A 17,133-nucleotide genomic window follows, 5' to 3' on the forward strand; every position below is an offset into this window, starting at 1 on the left:
TCCTTGCCTCGGTGCCCGGTCAGCTCGTCGCGGTGCCGTTGTCGTCGAGCAACTTCTGGTACCAGGCGCGCAGTTGGTCGCCGCCCTTGCTCTTCCAGTCGGAGACGGCCTGCTGCATGTCGCTGATCTTCTTGCGGCCGCGGGTGATGTCGTCCTCCAACTGCTCGAAGTCGTTGGAGAGGTTGGTGTAGCGGCTCGGCTCGGTGATCTGCTGGCCGTAGAACGTGGACTTCTTCGTGAAGGCGCCCATCCGCTGCTGCCACTCGACCTGTGCCTTCGCGACCTCGGGGAAGTCGGGGTGGGCGATGGTCGCGGCGGGGCTGGCGACCATGACGTAGGCGTTGATGACCTCGTTGTTGCCCTGGTCGGTCTTGGTGGGGACACCGTTCTTGACGGTGTAATGGGTGCCCTCCACGCCGTAGTTGGTGAGCATGTACTCCTTGGTGCCGTACGGCGCGGCGGTGACGTTGGCGACGGCGAGCGCGTCGTGGATGACGGACGCGGAGGCCTTCTTGCTGATGAAGGCGAAGATGCCCGCGGGTTCACCGGCCCAGAGGGTCGGGCTGCCGCCCGCGTGGCCGAAGATGTCCATGCCCCAGATCTTGTAGTCCGGGTTCTGCGTGGCCTGTTCGGCGGTGCGGCTCCACCACTGCGAGATGTCCTGGTTGTAGATGAGGAACTCGCCGGCGGCGAACTTGGGGCCCGGGTCGGTGGCCGCGCTCTTGCCCAACTTGGCGTCGGGGTGCACGTATCCGGCGGCGAACAGCTTGCGCGTCCACTCCAGCGCTTCCAGGTACTCCTGGGTCTCGATGCGGTTGACCAGCTTGCCGTCGACGAGGTTCCAGCCGAGCGACTTCTCGCTGCCGGAGAGCACGCCCCACGCGTTGAAGGCGGTCCACTTCATGTCCAGGCAGGCCCAGCGCTTGGCCCTGGCGTTGGTGATCTCCTTGGCCAGGGCCATGAACTCGTCGGCGGAGGTGGGGACTTCGTACCCCTCCTTGTCAAAGATGTCCTTGCGGTAGAGCGGCACGATGTTGGCGACGTACGACGACGGCATCGGCAGTCCGCGCAACTTGCCGCCGAAGACGCAGCGTTGCCAGGCGTCGGACGGGATCGCCGCGAGGTTCGGGTAGTCCTTGACCTTGTCACCGGAGAGGTAGGGGCCGAGGTCGGCGAACTTGCCGATGATGGCGCTGGGTATCTTGCCGCCCATGTTCCAGCTGGGGACGACCACGACGTCCGGGATGTCGCTGGAGGCGAGGACCGCGCCGAGCTTCTGGTCGTAGGTGTTGCCGTCCTGGTTCTGCCATGCGACGTCGACGCCGATCAGGGTGTTCATCGCCTTGTAGTAGGCGTTGTCGTTCTTCGGCGGGGAGCCCCAGAACGGCGACATGATGCTGACCTTGCCGCCCTTGCCGAGCTTCTTCGGCACCGACGTCTTGAGCGTGGCGAGGTCGAGCTTGCTGGTGAAGCCGACCGCGGAGCCGTTCTTGGAGGCGATGTCCGGGGTCACCACATTGCCGGCGACGAAGGCCGGCAGCAGCTTCTTGACGCCCTTGCCCTCCGAACTGCCCCCGCCCGAACCGCTGTCCGAGGCGCCGCAGGCGGAGAGCAGCGGCACCCCTCCCGCGACCGCTGCGGCGACGACCGCCGTGGAGGCGAGGAAGCTTCTCCGGCTGGGAGCGGAGGCGGCGGAGGCGTTCGGCGTCATTGCGTCAACCCTTCATGGCGCACCAGGACACCCGGCGGTGGGGCCGTCGGCTGCGGTGTCTTGAGTGGAACAGAGCACTTAGTCGAAGCGCTTCGATGTTGCTGCGAGGTTAAGTGAACACCCAGGGGTGCACAAGGGTCGCTCCCAAGATTCCTCCGCGGAGCAGGGGGTGACCTGTCCGTATGTGCTGCTTGAAATATCGGTGAAGGTCTCTTGACACTCGACGCGCATCGAATCAGCATCGAAGCGCTTCGAAAGCGCCTCTCCGCTCCATCGCAAGGGGAACCCCACGTGACCGAACAAACGCCGCCTACGCCGCCTTTCCGCGATCCGCGACTGCCGTTCGCGAAGCGCATCGACGACCTGCTGGCGCGGCTCACCCCCGACGAGAAGGTCGGCTTCCTGCACCAGTACGCGCCCGCCGTGGAGCGCCTCGGCGTCGCCGCGTTCCGCACCGGCCAGGAGGCCCTGCACGGCGTCGCGTGGATGGGCCCGGCCACGGTCTTCCCGCAGGCGGTGGGCCTGGGCGCGACCTGGAACGAGGATCTCGTACGACGGGTCGGCGACGCGGTGTCGAAGGAGGTGCGCGCGATGCGGGCCCGCGACGATCGCGTCGGCCTCAACGTGTGGTCCCCGACGGTGAATCTGCTGCGCCACCCGCTGTGGGGCCGTAACGAGGAGGGCTACTCGGAGGACCCGAAGCTGACCTCGGCGATCGCCACCGCGTACACGCGCGGCCTGCGCGGCGACCATCCGACGTACTGGCGCACGGCACCCGTCCTCAAGCACTGGCTGGCGCACAACAACGAGACGGGGCGCGACATCTCGTCGTCCTCGGTGCGCCCGCGCGTGCTGCACGAGTACGACCTGCGCGCCTTCCGCGAGACGGTCGAGGCGGGTGCGGTGGCGGGCGTGATGCCCGCGTACAACCTGGTCAACGGCCGCCCCAACCACGTGTCGCCGTATCTGCGCGAGCAGTTGCGCACCTGGACCGACGAGGACCTCTTGGTCTGTTCGGACGCGGGCGCGCCCTCCAACCTGGTCGACTCGGAGCACTACTTCGACACCCACGAGGAGGCGACGGCGGCCTCGCTGCTGTCCGGTGTGGACAGCTTCACCGATCACGGCACCGACGGTTCGACGATCACGGCCCGGGTCCAAGGGGCGCTGGACCAGGGCCTGTTGACCGAGGCCGATGTCGACGCGGCGGTCCGCCGTCAGCTCTCGGTCCGGTTCCGGCTCGGCGAGTTCGACCCGGACCACGACCCGCACACCGGCACCGAGGACTTCGACACCCCGGCGCACCGGGCCCTCGCCCAGGAGGCCGCGGAACAGGCGGTGGTCCTCCTCAAGAACGACGACCTGCTGCCGCTGGCCCACGACACCCGTCTCGCCGTGGTCGGTCTGCTCGCGGACGAGTGCAAACTCGACTGGTACAGCGGCACGTTGATCCACCGGTCCACTCCACTGGAGGGTCTGTACGAGCGGTTCGGCGCCGAGCGCGTCGAGTTCGCGGAGGGAGTGGACCGGGTCCTGCTGCGGACCCTCCAAGGCGCCTTCCTGCGCGTTCCGTTGGCGGACGCGGAGGACGAAGTACGCGGCGCCGAGGGCGCGTTGGACCCGGCCCTGCTCGCCGGACGCACCGACCTGCCCCCGCTCACCACCGACGCGACCGGCACCGAACTCGCCCTCGTGGACTGGGGCGAGGGCGTCCTCACCCTGCGCGCCCCGGACGGCCGTTACCTCTCGGTCGCCGACGACGGCTACGTCCGCGCCTCCGCCGACCAGCCCGGAGGCTGGGTCGTCCAGGAGACATTCCGCCTGGAACCCCATGAGAACGGTCACCTCCTGCAGCACATCGGTACGGGTCGCCACGTCTCTGTCGCCGCCGACGGCGTGAAGGTTGCCGAAGAGGGCGCGGACGTCTTCGAGTTGGTGGTTGCCGAGCGCGGCGAGGACGCGGTGGCCCGGGTCGCGGAGGCGGCGGACGTGGTGCTCGTCGTCGCGGGCAACGACCCGCACATCAACGGCCGCGAGACGGAGGACCGTACGACCCTCCGTCTCCCCGCCCACCAGGAACGCCTGCTGCGCGCGGCCCGTGCCGCGAACCCGAACACGGTCCTGGCCCTGGTCTCCGCGTACCCGTACGCGGTCGGCCCGGCCGACCTCCCGGCGATCCTGTGGACCGCCCACGGCGGCCAGGCGGCGGGCACCGCCCTGGCCCGTGTCCTCGCAGGCGACATCTCCCCCGCCGGCCGCCTCCCCCAGACCTGGTACGCGGCCGACGCCGACCTGCCCGGCCTCCTCGACTACGACGTGATCGGCGGCCGTCAGACCTACCTCTACTTCGAGGGCACCCCGCTCTTCCCCTTCGGCCACGGCCTGTCCTACGCGTCCTTCGCGTACGGCGACGTGACGGCACGGGTCGAACACGGCGCGGTGCAGGTGGAGTTCACGGTCACCAACAGAGGCGACATGACGGCGGACGAGGTCGCGCAGCTGTACACGCGTGCCGCCGACCCGTCGGTCCCGCGCCCGCGCCGTGAACTCGTGGCGCACCGGCGGGTGACCCTGGCGCCGGGCGAGCGGGCCGAGCTGGACTTCCAGGTCCCGCTGTCCGCCTTCGAGTTCTGGGACGTGGCGCGGGGCGGGTGGCGGCTGGAGCCGGGGTCGTACGACCTGCTGATCGGTGCCTCCAGCGAGGACATCCGTCTCCGTACGGCGGTGACGCTCGACGGCGAGCCCGCCGCACCCCGGACCCTCCTCCAACAGGGCCTGTCCGCGGCCGACTTCGACGAGCAGTCGGGCGGTGAGATCGTCGACCTGACGAAGGCGGCGGGCGACGCGGTGACCCCGGCGCGGGGCGGTACGGCCGAACTGACCTACCGGCACTGCGACTTCGGCGACGGAGTCACGGAGGTGACCGTGGAGGTGGCGGGCGAGGGCGTCGTGGAACTGTCCCTGGACGGCGGCCCGGTACTGGCCGAACTCGCCCTGTCCGAACCGACGTCGGGCCCGTACGACTACACCACGCTCGGCGCCGGGATCGTCGTCGAGGGCGTGCACGATGTGCATCTGAAGCTGCGGGGGCCGTTGCGGCTCGCGCGGGTCGGGTTCTCCGGCTGAGGGTCCGGAGGGGTCGACGCGGAGAAGGGGCCCGGCACCGGAAGGCATCGGTGCCGGGCCCCTTCGGGGAGGCTATATGAAAATGGATCCCATTAGCTAGAGCAGCCCGGTGAGAGAACGGTCGGAAGCGACCGCTCTCGTCCCGTGGACGGTCAGAGCGCCAGGCCCGTGAGGACCAGCACGCGCTCGTAGGTGTAGTCGTCCATCGCGAACTTGACGCCCTCGCGGCCGACACCGGACTGCTTGGCGCCGCCGTACGGCATCTGGTCGGCGCGGTAGGACGGGACGTCGCCGATCACGACACCGCCGACCTCCAGCGCGCGGTGGGCGCGGAAGGCGACCTGCAGGTCGTGGGTGAACACCCCTGCCTGGAGGCCGTACTTGGAGTCGTTGGCGGCGGCGAAGGCGGCGGCCTCGCCGTCCACCTTCGTGACGGTCAGCACCGGTCCGAAGACCTCCTCGCAGGAGATCGTCGTGTCGGCCGGCACGTCGGTGAGGACGGTCGGGGCGTACGAGGCGCTGTCGCGCTTGCCGCCCGTGAGGAGCGTGGCGCCCGCCTCGACGGCCTCCTGGACCCACGACTCGACGCGCTGCGCGGCGGCCTCGCTGACCAGCGGGCCGACGTCGGTCTTGTCGTCGCCCGGGTCGCCGGTGACCTGGGCCTCGACGGCGGCGACTATGCGCGGGAGCAGCCGGTCGTAGACCGCGGCGTCGGCGATGACCCGCTGCACGGAGATGCAGGACTGGCCGCCCTGGTAGTTCGAGAAGGTGGCGATGCGGGTCGCGGCCCAGTCGAGGTCGGCGTCGGAGGAGTAGTCCCCGAGGACCACGGCCGCGCCGTTGCCGCCCAGCTCCAGGGTGCAGTGCTTGCGCGGCACCGAGTCCATGATCGCGTAGCCGACCTTCTCCGAACCGGTGAAGGAGATCACCGGCAGCCGCTCGTCCTGGACGAGGGCGGGCATGTGGTCGTTGGCGACCGGGAGGATGCTCCACGACCCGGCGGGCAGCTCGGTCTCGGCGAGCAGGTCGCCGATGATCAGGCCGGAGAGCGGGGTGGCCGGGGCCGGCTTGAGGATGATCGGGGCGCCGGCCGCGATCGCGGGGGCGATCTTGTGGGCGCACAGGTTCAACGGGAAGTTGAAGGGCGCGATGCCGAGGACGACACCCTTCGGGAAGCGCCGGGTGAGGGCGAGCCGGCCCTGGCCGCCGGCGTCGGTGTCGAGGCGCTGGGCGTCGCCGCCGTTGAAGCGCCGGGCCTCCTCCGCCGCGAACCGGAACACGGACACCGCGCGGCCGACCTCACCGCGGGCCCACTTGATCGGCTTGCCGTTCTCGGCGGAGATCAGCTGCGCGATCTCCTCGGTGCGCTCGACGAGACGCCGGCTGACGTGGTCGAGGGCGGCGGCGCGGACGTGGGCGGGGGTCGCGGCGAACTCGTCCCGTACGGCGTACGCGGCGGCCACCGCCTCCTCGACCTGGGCATCGGTCGGCAGGCTGACCTTGCCGACGAGGCGTCCGTCCCAGGGGGAGGTGACGTCGAAGGTGTCGTCGCCGGTGGCCTGGCGGCCGGCGAGCCAGAAGGCGTGGGTGACTGCCACAGTTTCGTTGGGCATTGCGTGTGCCGGCCCTTCCGCGTTGGGGGTGCGTGTACTCGGTGCTTCTCGGTCCACCGTAGGGGCGGGGAAGCGCGGGTGCGTTTGTCCGGGCCGTAGCAGTGCCGGTCGGGGACACTCCAGTTCGGCAGATGCCGTCACTCCGCCGCGGCGGTCGCCTTCAGCGCGAGCCACAGCTCCATCCGTACGTCCGGATCGTCCAGCGAGCGCCCGAGGATCTCCTCGACGCGCCGCATCCGGTACCGCAGCGTGTGCCGGTGCACCCCGAGGTCGGCGGCCGCCGCGTCCCACTGGCCGTGCCGGGACAGCCACGCCCGCAGCGAGGCGACGAGATCCCCGCGCCCGGTGGCGTCGTGCTCCGACAGCGGCCGCAGCAACCCGTCCGCGAAGGCGCGCACCGCGTCGTCCGCGAGCAGCGGCAGGACGGACCCGGCGGCCAGTTGCTCGTGCTCGACCAGCACGCGCCCGCGCCGCCGGGCGACGGACAGCGCCTGCTCGGCCTGCTTGTACGCCGCCGCCGCGGCGATGGGTCCCGCGGGTGCCGAGAGCCCCACGACCAGGTCGTCCTCGTCGCCGGTGCGCTCCCCGGTGGCCGACGTGGCGCGCTCGGCCTCCAGCATCGCCGCGTGCTCCACGCACGCCTCGACCGCGGCGCCGTCGTCGACGGCCAGCACCACCAGCCGTTCCGGCCCTTCCGGTACGACGAGCACGGCCTCGCCCGAACGGGCCGCCGCCGACTCCACGACCTCGGCGAGCGCGTCCAGGGCGGCACCGTCGGCCGACTCACCCACGACGATCCGGAACGGCGCGTCCAGCAGCCCGCCGAACAGATCACCGGCGACCGCCCGCGCGTGGTCCGGCTGTCCGGCGAGCAGCATCCGCAGCACGGCCGCGCCGATCCGCTCCTGGGCGGCCTGGAGGGAGCGGGAACGCTCGGTGGTGAGGGTCAGGAGGGCGATCGCCGAGTGCACGGCGTACCGCTCGGCCGTCCCGAGCGCCGCCGCCGTCCCCACGGCGAGTGCGGCGCGGGGGCGGCGGCCGGTGCCGAGGGTGTGCAGCTCGACGCGGTCCTCGTTGTCCGGGCCGCCGACGACGGACGAGGCCGGTGCGGGTCGGTCCCTCAGCCGCTCCACGTCCGCCGTGAGCCGGGCGGCGCGGCGGCCCGCCCACTCCGGTGCGGTGGCGACGACGGCGCCCGACGCGTCGTAGAGCGCGGCCCAGCCGTCGACCTGGGCGGCGAGTGCGGTGAGGAGGCCCTCGGGACCGTCGGTGAGTGCCTGCCGGGTGAGTTCGCGCTGGGCGGCGAAGCCGGCGGTGACGGAGCGGTACTGGTCCGCGGCGATCGCTGCGGAGACGGCCTTGCTGATCGCGATGAAGGGGGTGCGGCGGGGGACCTCGAGGAGCGGCAGCCCCTCTTCCTGGGCGGTGGCGACGAGTGCCTCGGGGATCTCGTCGTAGTTCACCCCGACGGCGAACCCGAGCCCTACGACCCCTGCCCCCACCAGCCGCTTCACATACCGCCGCATGGCCTTCGCGTCCTCCGCGTCCAGCTTCAGCGCGGTGATCAGCAGCAGCTCCCCACCCTCCATGTACGGCACCGGATCCGCCAGCTCACTGGCATGCACCCACCGCACCGGCACGTCCAGGTGATCCTCTCCGGCGCGCACGGTGAGCTTCAGCGCGGAGTGGTGGACGAGGGAGGCGAGCGTGGGGGGCATGGTGCCTTCAGGTGGAGGAAGAACCGTCGATCAGGTCGATCTTTTGGCCGCGGCGTATGAACTGCCTTTGGCGATTCTGCCTCACTGTATGGGCGGGGCGTACCGGTATGTCCATGTGCGCTGGTCAGGGGGCGGAGGAGCGCAGGTCCACCAGGGACGGCGGCGTGTGCTTCCCCTCGACCGTCGTGAGCGACAGCACCGCGTGCCCGGGCGGCACTTCGTGGGCGAGCTGGGACGCGGACCACCGCTCCCGCTCGACCTGCCGTACGGTCACCGCCTCCGTCGTCACCGCGCGGCCCGTCACCAATTTCCGCAGGGCGTGGATGGCCCGGGTCATCGGCTGGTCCGCGAAGACGGTGTGCTGGGCCACGTCCCGGGTCTCCACCCACTCCGTGCCCCAGGCGTGCGCGAAGCGGCTGCCGTCCCAGGTCGTGACGCCCGAGAAGGCCATCCGGCAGCCGACCGCCCCGTGCAGCGGTCCGTGCAGTGCCTCGGGCACGTCGCCGAGGGTGCGCAGGGCGAGCAGCACGCCCGCGTTCTGGGAGCGCAGGCGCTGCATCCGCCGTACCGACTCGGTGGTCACCGAACCGGTGGCGTCGTCGAGGACGAGGCACGCGAAGTGGCGGCGGGCGGAGTCGTGCACGACGTGGTCGAACTGGGCCAGGACCAGCCGGGTGATCAGCCGGGACGCTTCCTCGTGCCCGTGGGCCGGTACGTCGATGCGGACCCGCAGCGGGTGGTGGGCGACGGCGCGCAGCGAGAACGGCCGGACGGCCGCGTCGCCGGTGCCGAAGAAGTCGGCGAACACGGGCCGGTCCAGCAGCGCGAGCCGGTCGGCGAGGACCGTGCCCGGGTCGGTGGCGCTGCCGCTCTGCCGGGCCCGGGCGTCGAGGTCGCGGCGCAGACCGGCGTGCTCCGGCGCCGCCAGTGCCTGGCGCAGGGAGTCGAGTGCCGGGGGTTCGCCCTCCAGGAGTTCCCGCAGCACGGGCAGGGACGGGAAGGTGCCGTGCACCGCCCGGTACGGCCCGAGCACCTGGGCGAGCGCGGTGGTGGCCCGCTGGGCGCCGACGGTGTCGAGGTCCCCGACCAGCCCCTCGGCGAGGAAGGCGGCGGCAGCGTCGGGGTCGGCGGTGTCGGCGTACGGATCGAGGTCGTAGACGGAGGCGGGGTCCCCGATCCGCACCACGACGTCGTACGCCGAGTCCGGACCGAGCGGGGTGCCGGCCGCGCAGACCGCCACGACGGCGCACTGTCCGGTCAGGGCCCGCAGGGCGAGGGACTCGACGACCGGGGCGACCACGTGCTTGGTCTTGCCGGAGCCCGACGGGCCCACGACGAGGAGCGAGGTGCCGAGTGCGTCGGGGCCCAGGGCCGTGCCCGCACCGCGGTAGGCCGACGGCGTGCGGTCCCCGGTCGTCCACCGTCCGATGCGCACTTGCCCGTCGAGCAGGTCGTGCCGCGCGGCACGGCCGGGCAGGTCCCGGGCCCCGGACGGGTGGACCCAGGCCGCGGCCCCCTTGCGCAGCACGGTGTCGCTGAAGGCGGCCACCTGCGCTTCCCTGCGGGCGGTCTCCCACGCGTGCCCGACCCGGGCGCAGTCCACGTCGTTCATACGGCCCGTGAGCACTTCGGCGGTGAGGAGCTCCGCCGCTTCGTACTGGCCCGCCTCGCGCAGTTGGGGCCACTGGGCGGGCAGCACAGTGGCGGGCGCCGGCCGGACCTCGCCCTCTCCGGTACGGCCGCGCGCGGCGAGCCGTTCCTTCGCGAGCCCCCACCAGCCGCCGAGCCGGGCGAAGGGCCACAGGACCAGCACGGTGATGAGCGCGTACAGCGCGTCGGTGAAGAGCACCGACTGGAAGATGTCGGGGCCGACGGTCAGGAAGACGAGGGAGAACACCGGGTCCTGGACCGGCAGGGGCCGCCAGCCGATACCGGGAAACGCGGAGGGAAAGACGAAGCTGAGCGCGATGAGACCGCCGACGAGCGCCAGCAGGGCACGAGCGGGCTGCGGGCGACCGCCGACGACATGCCGGGCCACCTCGAGCCAGCCGCCGAGCCTGACGACGGCGTAGACGAGCACGGCGAAGAAGACACCGTCGTAGACGTTGATGGCGTCCCCGCCCTCGCTCCCCTTGGGGGACACGGTGCCCGCCCACCACCAGTCGCTCGGGGTGAACAGCTTGAGCAGGGCCCATTGGTACGGGACGGCGCCGTGGCGCCAGAACGACCATACGATCAGCGCCACGACCAGGGGGACCAGCAGACCGAGGATCGCCACCGGGGTGAGCCGCGTCGATGCGCGGTCGGCCTTGGGCGGGCGGTAGCCGTAACGCCAGATGCCGGGGGCGGCGGCCGGACGGGGCTCGTTCAGCCAGTCGGCGACGGCCGGGGCGAACCGCGGTGCCTGTTCGGGCGCGTGCGCCGGCCGAGGCGGCACCCCCCGCTGTCCGGGCATGTCCGCCGGTCCCGCCGGACGCGGCACAGGGTTGGCCTGTGTGTGGTGCGCGTCCCGCGTTCCGTCGCTGTCCATCGTCCTCGCCCTCGCCCCTTGACCAGCCGTTCCGTGCACCGTCAGCGAGTCAATCTAACGCGCCAGGAAGGGGAGTTCACCGTTTACGCGGCCGGGTCCGTACCGAACCCCGGGATACCGACACTGTCCATGGCGGACAACCGGCGGCGCCGACACCGCCCACATGGAGCATGCCCACCCCCGGTCACCCGCCCTAGCCTGCGAGAAGAGAAGAAAAGCGTCCGCACCACCCCAGGAGCCCCTCATGACCGCACTTCCGCAGGAGCGCCGCGTCGTCACCGCCATCCCCGGCCCGAAGTCGCAGGAGCTGCAGGCCCGCCGTACCGCCGCGGTCGCGGCCGGTGTGGGCTCCGTGCTGCCCGTGTTCACCGCCCGCGCCGGCGGCGGGATCATCGAGGACGTCGACGGGAACCGGCTGATCGACTTCGGTTCCGGCATCGCCGTGACCAGCGTCGGCGCGTCCGCCGAGGCCGTCGTCCGCCGTGCGTCGGCGCAGCTCGCCGACTTCACCCACACCTGTTTCATGGTCACGCCCTACGAGGGGTACGTCGAGGTCGCCGAGGCGCTCGCCGAGCTGACCCCGGGCGACCACGCCAAGAAGTCCGCGCTGTTCAACTCCGGCGCCGAGGCCGTCGAGAACGCCGTGAAGATCGCCCGGGCGTACACCAAGCGGCAGGCTGTCGTCGTGTTCGACCACGGCTACCACGGCCGGACCAACCTCACGATGGCGCTGACCTCGAAGAACATGCCGTACAAGAACGGCTTCGGGCCGTTCGCGCCCGAGGTGTACCGCGTGCCGGTGGCCTACGGCTACCGCTGGCCGACCGGTCCCGACAACGCCGGTGCCGAGGCCTCCGCGCAGGCCATCGACATGATCAACAAGCAGATCGGCGCGGACAACGTCGCCGCGATCATCATCGAGCCGGTCCTCGGCGAGGGCGGCTTCATCGAGCCCGCGAAGGGCTTCCTGCCGGCGCTGAGCAAGTTCGCCGCCGACAACGGCATCGTCTTCGTCGCCGACGAGATCCAGTCCGGGTTCTGCCGTACGGGCCAGTGGTTCGCGTGCGAGGACGAGGGTGTCGTCCCGGACCTGATCACCACCGCGAAGGGCATCGCGGGCGGTCTGCCGCTCGCCGCCGTCACCGGTCGCGCCGAGATCATGGACGCCGCGCACTCCGGCGGCCTGGGCGGCACCTACGGCGGCAACCCGGTCGCCTGCGCCGGTGCGCTCGGCGCCATCGAGACGATGAAGGAGCTGGACCTCAACGCCAAGGCGAAGAACATCGAGTCGGTCATGAAGACCCGGCTCGGCGCCATGGCGGAGAAGTTCGACATCATCGGCGAGGTCCGCGGCCGCGGCGCGATGATCGCGATCGAGCTGGTCAAGGACCGTACGACCAAGGAGCCGAACCCGGAGGCGACCGCCGCGCTCGCGAAGGCCTGCCACCAGGAGGGGCTGCTGGTCCTGACCTGTGGCACCTACGGCAACGTGCTGCGCTTCCTGCCCCCGCTGGTCATCGGCGAGGACCTGCTGAGCGAGGGCCTCGACATCATCGAGCAGGCGTTCGCACATATCTGAGCCACTCCCGCGCGTACGTCGGGCCGTGTGAAGAAGGTGTGCGGGGTGCATGACGGGACGCGATTCCGCCTGTCGTACCCGCCGACCCTGCCGTAGGTTCTACCCAGATGAGAGATACACCCCGCCCACAGGGGACTGTGGGCGACTTCAGGCCGGGGCCTCCCCAGCTTCGACCTGGTCGTGCCCTCGCGCACACAACCGGGGCCTCTGGCTCCGAATCTCCTCACCGATCGGACAGTCGCCCGCCCCAAACCCCCCGGGGCGGCCGACCAACCGATCCGGACGGCCACCCCGGAACCACCCCCCCTGTTCCGGGGTGGCCGACCTCCTTCCTCTGGCTGCTTCTCGCCCTACCCGCGCTGCTGTTCGCGGTGATCACCTGGCAGGTCGCGGCCCACGGCCCCCTCCTGCACCTGGACGCCCGGCTCAGCCGCGCCCTCGTCCACCCGGACCGCGCCTCCGAACTCCTCGCCGACCTCGGCAACATCCAGGTCGCGGTCCCGGTCCTCGTCGTGGTTCTCGCCTACGTCGGCCTGCGCGGCCGTGCCAGTGGTACGGACCGCTGGTGGCTGCCGCCGCTCGCGGGGGCCGTGCTGATGGCCCTGGTCCCGGTGATCGTCGTTCCCCTCAAGGAACTGATCGCCCGCGGCGGCACCCCGGCGGTCCCGCCCGGCACCGGCTACTACCCGTCAGGCCACACGGCCACCGCGATGATCGCGTACGGCTCCGCGACGCTGCTCCTCCTCCCCTGGCTGCGGACGGTGCACGCGCGCCGCGCACTGGTCCTCGCCTGCGCCCTGCTGGTCGCCTGCGTCAGCTTCGGCCTGGTCCGCCGGGGCTACCACTGGCCACTGGACGTCGTGGCCAGCTGGTGCCTCGGTACGGTGCTGCTCGCGTCGCTCCGGCTCTTCCGCGACGGCTCTCAGCCGAAGTAGCCGTCGAAGGTCTTCTGGAACTCCCAGTTCGAGTACCGGTCCCAGTTGATCGACCAGGTCATCAGACCCCGCAGGGTCGGCCAGGTGCCGTGGGTCGCGTACGAGCCGCAACTCACCTTCTTCGTCAGGCAGTCCAGGGTCTTGGTGACCTCGGCCGGGGCGACGTAGCCGTTGCCCGCGTTGACCGACGCCGGCATGCCGATGGCGATCTGGTCGGGGCGCAGCGCCGGGAACATGTTGGTGGTGTCGCCCGCCACCGGGAAGCCCGTGAGCAGCATGTCCGTCATCGCGATGTGGAAGTCGGCGCCGCCCATGGTGTGGTACTGGTTGTCGAGCCCCATGATCGGCCCCGAGTTGTAGTCCTGGACGTGCAGCAGCGTGAGGTCGTCGCGCAGGGCGTAGATGACGGGCAGATACGCCCCGCACCTCGGGTCCTGGCCGCCGAACTTGCCGGTGCCGTAGAACTGGTAGCCCATCTGCACGAAGAACGTCTCCGGTGCCATGCTCAGCACGAACTTCGAGCCGTACTTGGCCTTCAGGGTCTTCAGGGCCGAGATCAGATTGACCACGACCGGAGTCGTGGGGCTCTTGAAGTTGGTGTCACTCGCGTCGAGGGACAGTGAGTGGCCCTCGAAGTCGACGTCCAGGCCGTCGAGGCCGTAGGTGTCGATGATGTTCGAGACGGACGACACGAAGGTGTCGCGGGCCGCTGTCGTGGTCAGTTGGACCTGGCCGTTGGCGCCGCCGATGGAGATCAGCACCTTCTTTCCCGCCGCCTGTTTGGCCTTGATCGCCGCCTTGAAGTCGGCGTCGCTCTCGACGTTCGCGCACTCGCTGACCGGGCAGCGGTTGAAGCGGATGTCGCCGGAGGTGGCTGAGGTGGGTTCGCCGAAGGCCAGGTCGATGACGTCCCAGCTGTCGGGGACGTCGGCGAGGCGTGTGTAGCCGGAGCCGTTGGCGAAGCTCGCGTGGAGGTAGCCGACCAGGGCGTGGGTGGGCAGTCCGGTGCTGGGCCCCGAGCCGGTGGACGTCTTCGCGGTGACCGCCGTCGACTTCGCGGACTCGCCCGCGTCGTTCACCGCGGTGACCTGGAAGCTGTACGACGTCGCGGCCGACAGTCCGCTCACGGTGGCCGAAGTGCCGCTCGCTGTCTGGACCTTGACCCCGTCGCGGTAGATCGCGTAGCTGGTCGCGCCGCTGACGGCGGACCAGGACAGGGCGACGGAGGAGGACGTCACGGCACCCGCGGTGAGGCCCGTCGGGGTGGCGGGCGGCTGCCCCACGGTGCCCGCCGGGCCGGTGAGGGAGATGTCGTCGGCGTAGTAGGCGCCGGTGGCGTACCAGCCGTGGGTGTAGATGGTGACCTTGGTGGTGGACGGGCCGGTGCGGAAGCTTGTCGTCAACTGCTGCCAGTCGGGGGCCGATTGGGTCCAGGTGGAGACGTCGGTGGTGCCGGTGCCGCTCGCGCCGAGGTAGACGTAGCTGCCGCGGACGTAACCGGCGAGCGAGTACTGGGAGTTGGGCTGCACGGTCACCGTCTGCGCGCACTGGGCGTAGTCGTTGCCGGCCGGGGTCGCCTGCAACGCCGAACTGCCGCCGTGCACGGGCGACTTGACCGCCGTACCGCTGTTCGCGGAACAGGTCCAACTGTCGAGGCCCGCTTCGAAGCCTCCGTTCTTCGCCAGGTCCGCGTCGGCCGCACGGGCGGCCGACGAGAGCGCGGTGATGCCGGACACGGCCAGGGCCGCGGCCGCGAACACGGCGAGGACAGGTCTGGTGCGATCCACAAGTGCCTCCGGGCATGGGGGAGATGGAGGGGTGGAGCGCGCCCAATTTGGTCCAGACCAATTGCCGTTGTCAAGATGTCCGGTGTCGGGACCTCTGTCGCCGGGTCAGTCGCCGGCTAGCCGTCCTCCCCTTCCGTGGCCAGCCCCGCCGCCGCCTCGTGCATGGCGAGTTCGAGGAGTGCGGGGTCGGTGAGGGTGCCGGAGCCGTCCGGCGGAACCAGCCAGCGGACTCCCCCGGTCGACCGGCCGGGGTACGGCACGACGATCCAGGTGCCGAGCCCCGCCGTGCGGATACCGGTGCCGAGCCAGCGGGCCGCGGTGCCGGGCGGTACCAGGAAACCCATCCGCGCGTCGCCGAAGTCGACGAGTACCGGGCCCAGTTGATCGATGACCCTGGTGAGCACATCGAGCGTGGGATAGCCGAGCTCACCCGGCAGGATGAGTACGTCCCAGGCCTTGCCGGCGGGCAGCAGCGCGACCCCGAGGGGGTTGCGCTCCCATTCCCAGCGGCAGGCCTCCGGATCCGGAGCTACGGATGCCAGCCACTCGACGGCCGTCTTCGCCCCAGTCATGAGGAGACCTCCCTTTCTCATGTCGACGCTGGTCGCGTCACAGGAGAGAGGGAGGTCGGCGGCGGGCATTACGCGGGTTCGGGCTCCACGAAGGAGTGAACCGGATCACACCCGCCGATCAAGGACGGGTCAGCTGTCGAAGCCGAGGCCCAGCCTGTCCATCGTCTTCAGCCAGAGGTTGCGCCGCCCGCCGTGCGCGTCGGCGTGCGCCAGCGACCACTTGGTGAGGGCGATGCCGGTCCACGCGAAGGGCTCGGGCGGGAAGGGCAGCGGCTTCTTGCGGACCATCTCCAGCTCCGTGCGCTCGGTCCGCTCCCCCGCGAGCAGGTCCAGCATCACGTCCGCGCCGAAGCGGGTGGCGCCGACGCCGAGCCCGGTGAAGCCCGCCGCGTACGCGACCTTGCCCTGGTGGGCGGTGCCGAAGAACGCCGAGAAGCGCGAGCAGGTGTCGATCGCGCCGCCCCACGCGTGGCTGAAGTTGAGCCCCTCCAGCTGCGGGAAGCAGGTGAAGAAGTGCTCCGCGAGCCTGGCGTACGTCTCCGGCCGGTCGTCGTACTCGGCGCGGACCCGGCCGCCGTAGGGGTAGATCGCGTCGTAACCGCCCCACAGGATGCGGTTGTCGGCGGAGAGCCGGAAGTAGTGGAACTGGTTCGCCGAGTCGCCGAGGCCCTGGCGGTTCTTCCAGCCGATCGACGCCAGCTGGTCGGCGGAGAGCGGTTCGGTCATCAGGGCGTAGTCGTAGACCGGGACGGTGTACGAGCGGACGCGCTTGACGAGATTCGGGAAGATGTTGGTGCCGAGCGCGACCCGGCGGGCGCGGACGGAGCCGTACGGAGTGCGTACGGCCATGCCGGCGCCGTACGGCTTCAGCGCGAGGGCGGGGGTGTGTTCGTAGACGCGGACGCCGAGTTGGAGGCAGGCGCGCTTCAACCCCCAGGCCAGTTTGGCCGGGTTGAGCATCGCGACACCGCGGCTGTCGTACAGGCCGGCCAGGAAGGTCGGGGAGGCGACCTGTTCGCGGACCGCGTCGGCGTCCAGGAACTCGGTGCCGTCGGCGAGGCCCTGGCTCTCCAACTCGCCGTACCAGTCGTGGAGTTCCTCGGCCTGGTGCGGTTCGGTGGCGACGTCGATCTCGCCGGTGCGCTCGAACTCGCAGTCCAGGGAGTAGCGGGCGACCGCGCTCTCGATCGCGTCGAGGTTGCGCGCGCCCAGCTCCTCCAGCTTGTGGATCTCGTCGGGCCAGCGGGTGAGGCCGTTGGAGAGTCCGTGGGTGAGCGAGGCGGCGCAGAATCCGCCGTTGCGGCCCGAGGCGGCCCAGCCCACCTCGCGGCCCTCCACCAGCACCACGTCCCGCTGCGGGTCGCGCTCTTTCGCGATGAGCGCGGTCCACAGTCCGCTGTAACCGCCGCCGACGACCAACAGGTCGCAGGTCTCGCCGCCGGTGAGCGCGGGTTCGGGGTGGGGCTTGCCGGGGTCGTCCAGCCAGAACGGCACCGGCCGGGCTTCGGAAAGAGACTTGGTCCAACGTGTCATGGCGCTTGGGGCCATGATTTCAACTCCCT

At 71.0% G+C, this 17,133-nt stretch carries 10 protein-coding genes; 3 read left to right on the forward strand and 7 right to left on the reverse strand.

Annotated elements, in window-relative coordinates:
• Positions 1-19: 19 nt before the first annotated feature.
• Positions 20-1,711 carry an extracellular solute-binding protein gene (locus OHT77_RS12720; protein ID WP_328828422.1) on the reverse strand — a complete coding sequence of 564 codons (1,692 nt, stop codon included), beginning with the start codon at positions 1,709-1,711 and terminating at the stop codon, positions 20-22.
• A gap of 291 nt (positions 1,712-2,002) precedes the next feature.
• Here OHT77_RS12720 and OHT77_RS12725 point away from each other — a divergent pair, with 291 nt between their 5' ends.
• Complete coding sequence (locus OHT77_RS12725; RefSeq protein ID WP_328828424.1) at positions 2,003-4,837, forward strand: glycoside hydrolase family 3 C-terminal domain-containing protein; 2,835 nt, start codon at positions 2,003-2,005, stop codon at positions 4,835-4,837.
• Positions 4,838-4,989: 152 nt separating this feature from the next.
• Here the strand turns inward: OHT77_RS12725 and OHT77_RS12730 are convergent, their stop codons facing one another.
• From OHT77_RS12730 to OHT77_RS12740, 3 genes are all read right to left on the reverse strand, one after another.
• Entirely contained in the window at positions 4,990-6,435 is a 1,446-nt protein-coding gene (locus tag OHT77_RS12730; protein ID WP_328834226.1) for an aldehyde dehydrogenase family protein, read from the reverse strand.
• Between the two features lie 152 nt (positions 6,436-6,587).
• Positions 6,588-8,168, reverse strand: a complete 1,581-nt coding sequence (locus OHT77_RS12735; protein ID WP_328828425.1) for a PucR family transcriptional regulator — start codon at positions 8,166-8,168, stop codon at positions 6,588-6,590.
• A gap of 124 nt (positions 8,169-8,292) precedes the next feature.
• The gene (locus OHT77_RS12740) at positions 8,293-10,698 is read right to left on the reverse strand and encodes an ATP/GTP-binding protein (RefSeq protein WP_328828426.1); all 2,406 of its coding nucleotides are present in this window, start codon (positions 10,696-10,698) and stop codon (positions 8,293-8,295) included.
• 244 nt (positions 10,699-10,942) lie between these two features.
• Here OHT77_RS12740 and gabT point away from each other — a divergent pair, with 244 nt between their 5' ends.
• On the forward strand, positions 10,943-12,277 hold the full coding sequence (gene gabT, locus OHT77_RS12745) for a 4-aminobutyrate--2-oxoglutarate transaminase (protein ID WP_328828427.1): 1,335 nt from the start codon (positions 10,943-10,945) through the stop codon (positions 12,275-12,277).
• 137 nt (positions 12,278-12,414) lie between these two features.
• Positions 12,415-13,212 carry a phosphatase PAP2 family protein gene (locus tag OHT77_RS12750; RefSeq protein WP_328834227.1) on the forward strand — a complete coding sequence of 266 codons (798 nt, stop codon included), beginning with the start codon at positions 12,415-12,417 and terminating at the stop codon, positions 13,210-13,212.
• Here OHT77_RS12750 and OHT77_RS12755 read toward each other — a convergent pair.
• The 3 genes from OHT77_RS12755 to OHT77_RS12765 all read right to left on the reverse strand — a co-directional run bounded on the left by OHT77_RS12755 (position 13,200) and on the right by OHT77_RS12765 (position 17,119).
• Positions 13,200-14,999, reverse strand: coding sequence for a chitinase (locus OHT77_RS12755; RefSeq protein ID WP_328828429.1), 1,800 nt, complete (start codon positions 14,997-14,999; stop codon positions 13,200-13,202). The genes OHT77_RS12750 and OHT77_RS12755 overlap by 13 nt on opposite strands.
• Positions 15,000-15,115: 116 nt before the next feature.
• Positions 15,116-15,571, reverse strand: a complete 456-nt coding sequence (locus OHT77_RS12760; protein ID WP_328828431.1) for a hypothetical protein — start codon at positions 15,569-15,571, stop codon at positions 15,116-15,118.
• A gap of 129 nt (positions 15,572-15,700) precedes the next feature.
• Positions 15,701-17,119, reverse strand: a complete 1,419-nt coding sequence (locus OHT77_RS12765; RefSeq protein ID WP_328828432.1) for an NAD(P)/FAD-dependent oxidoreductase — start codon at positions 17,117-17,119, stop codon at positions 15,701-15,703.
• Positions 17,120-17,133: the final 14 nt, after the last annotated feature.

Source organism: Streptomyces sp. NBC_00252 (assembly GCF_036187565.1).
Lineage (GTDB): Bacteria > Actinomycetota > Actinomycetes > Streptomycetales > Streptomycetaceae > Streptomyces.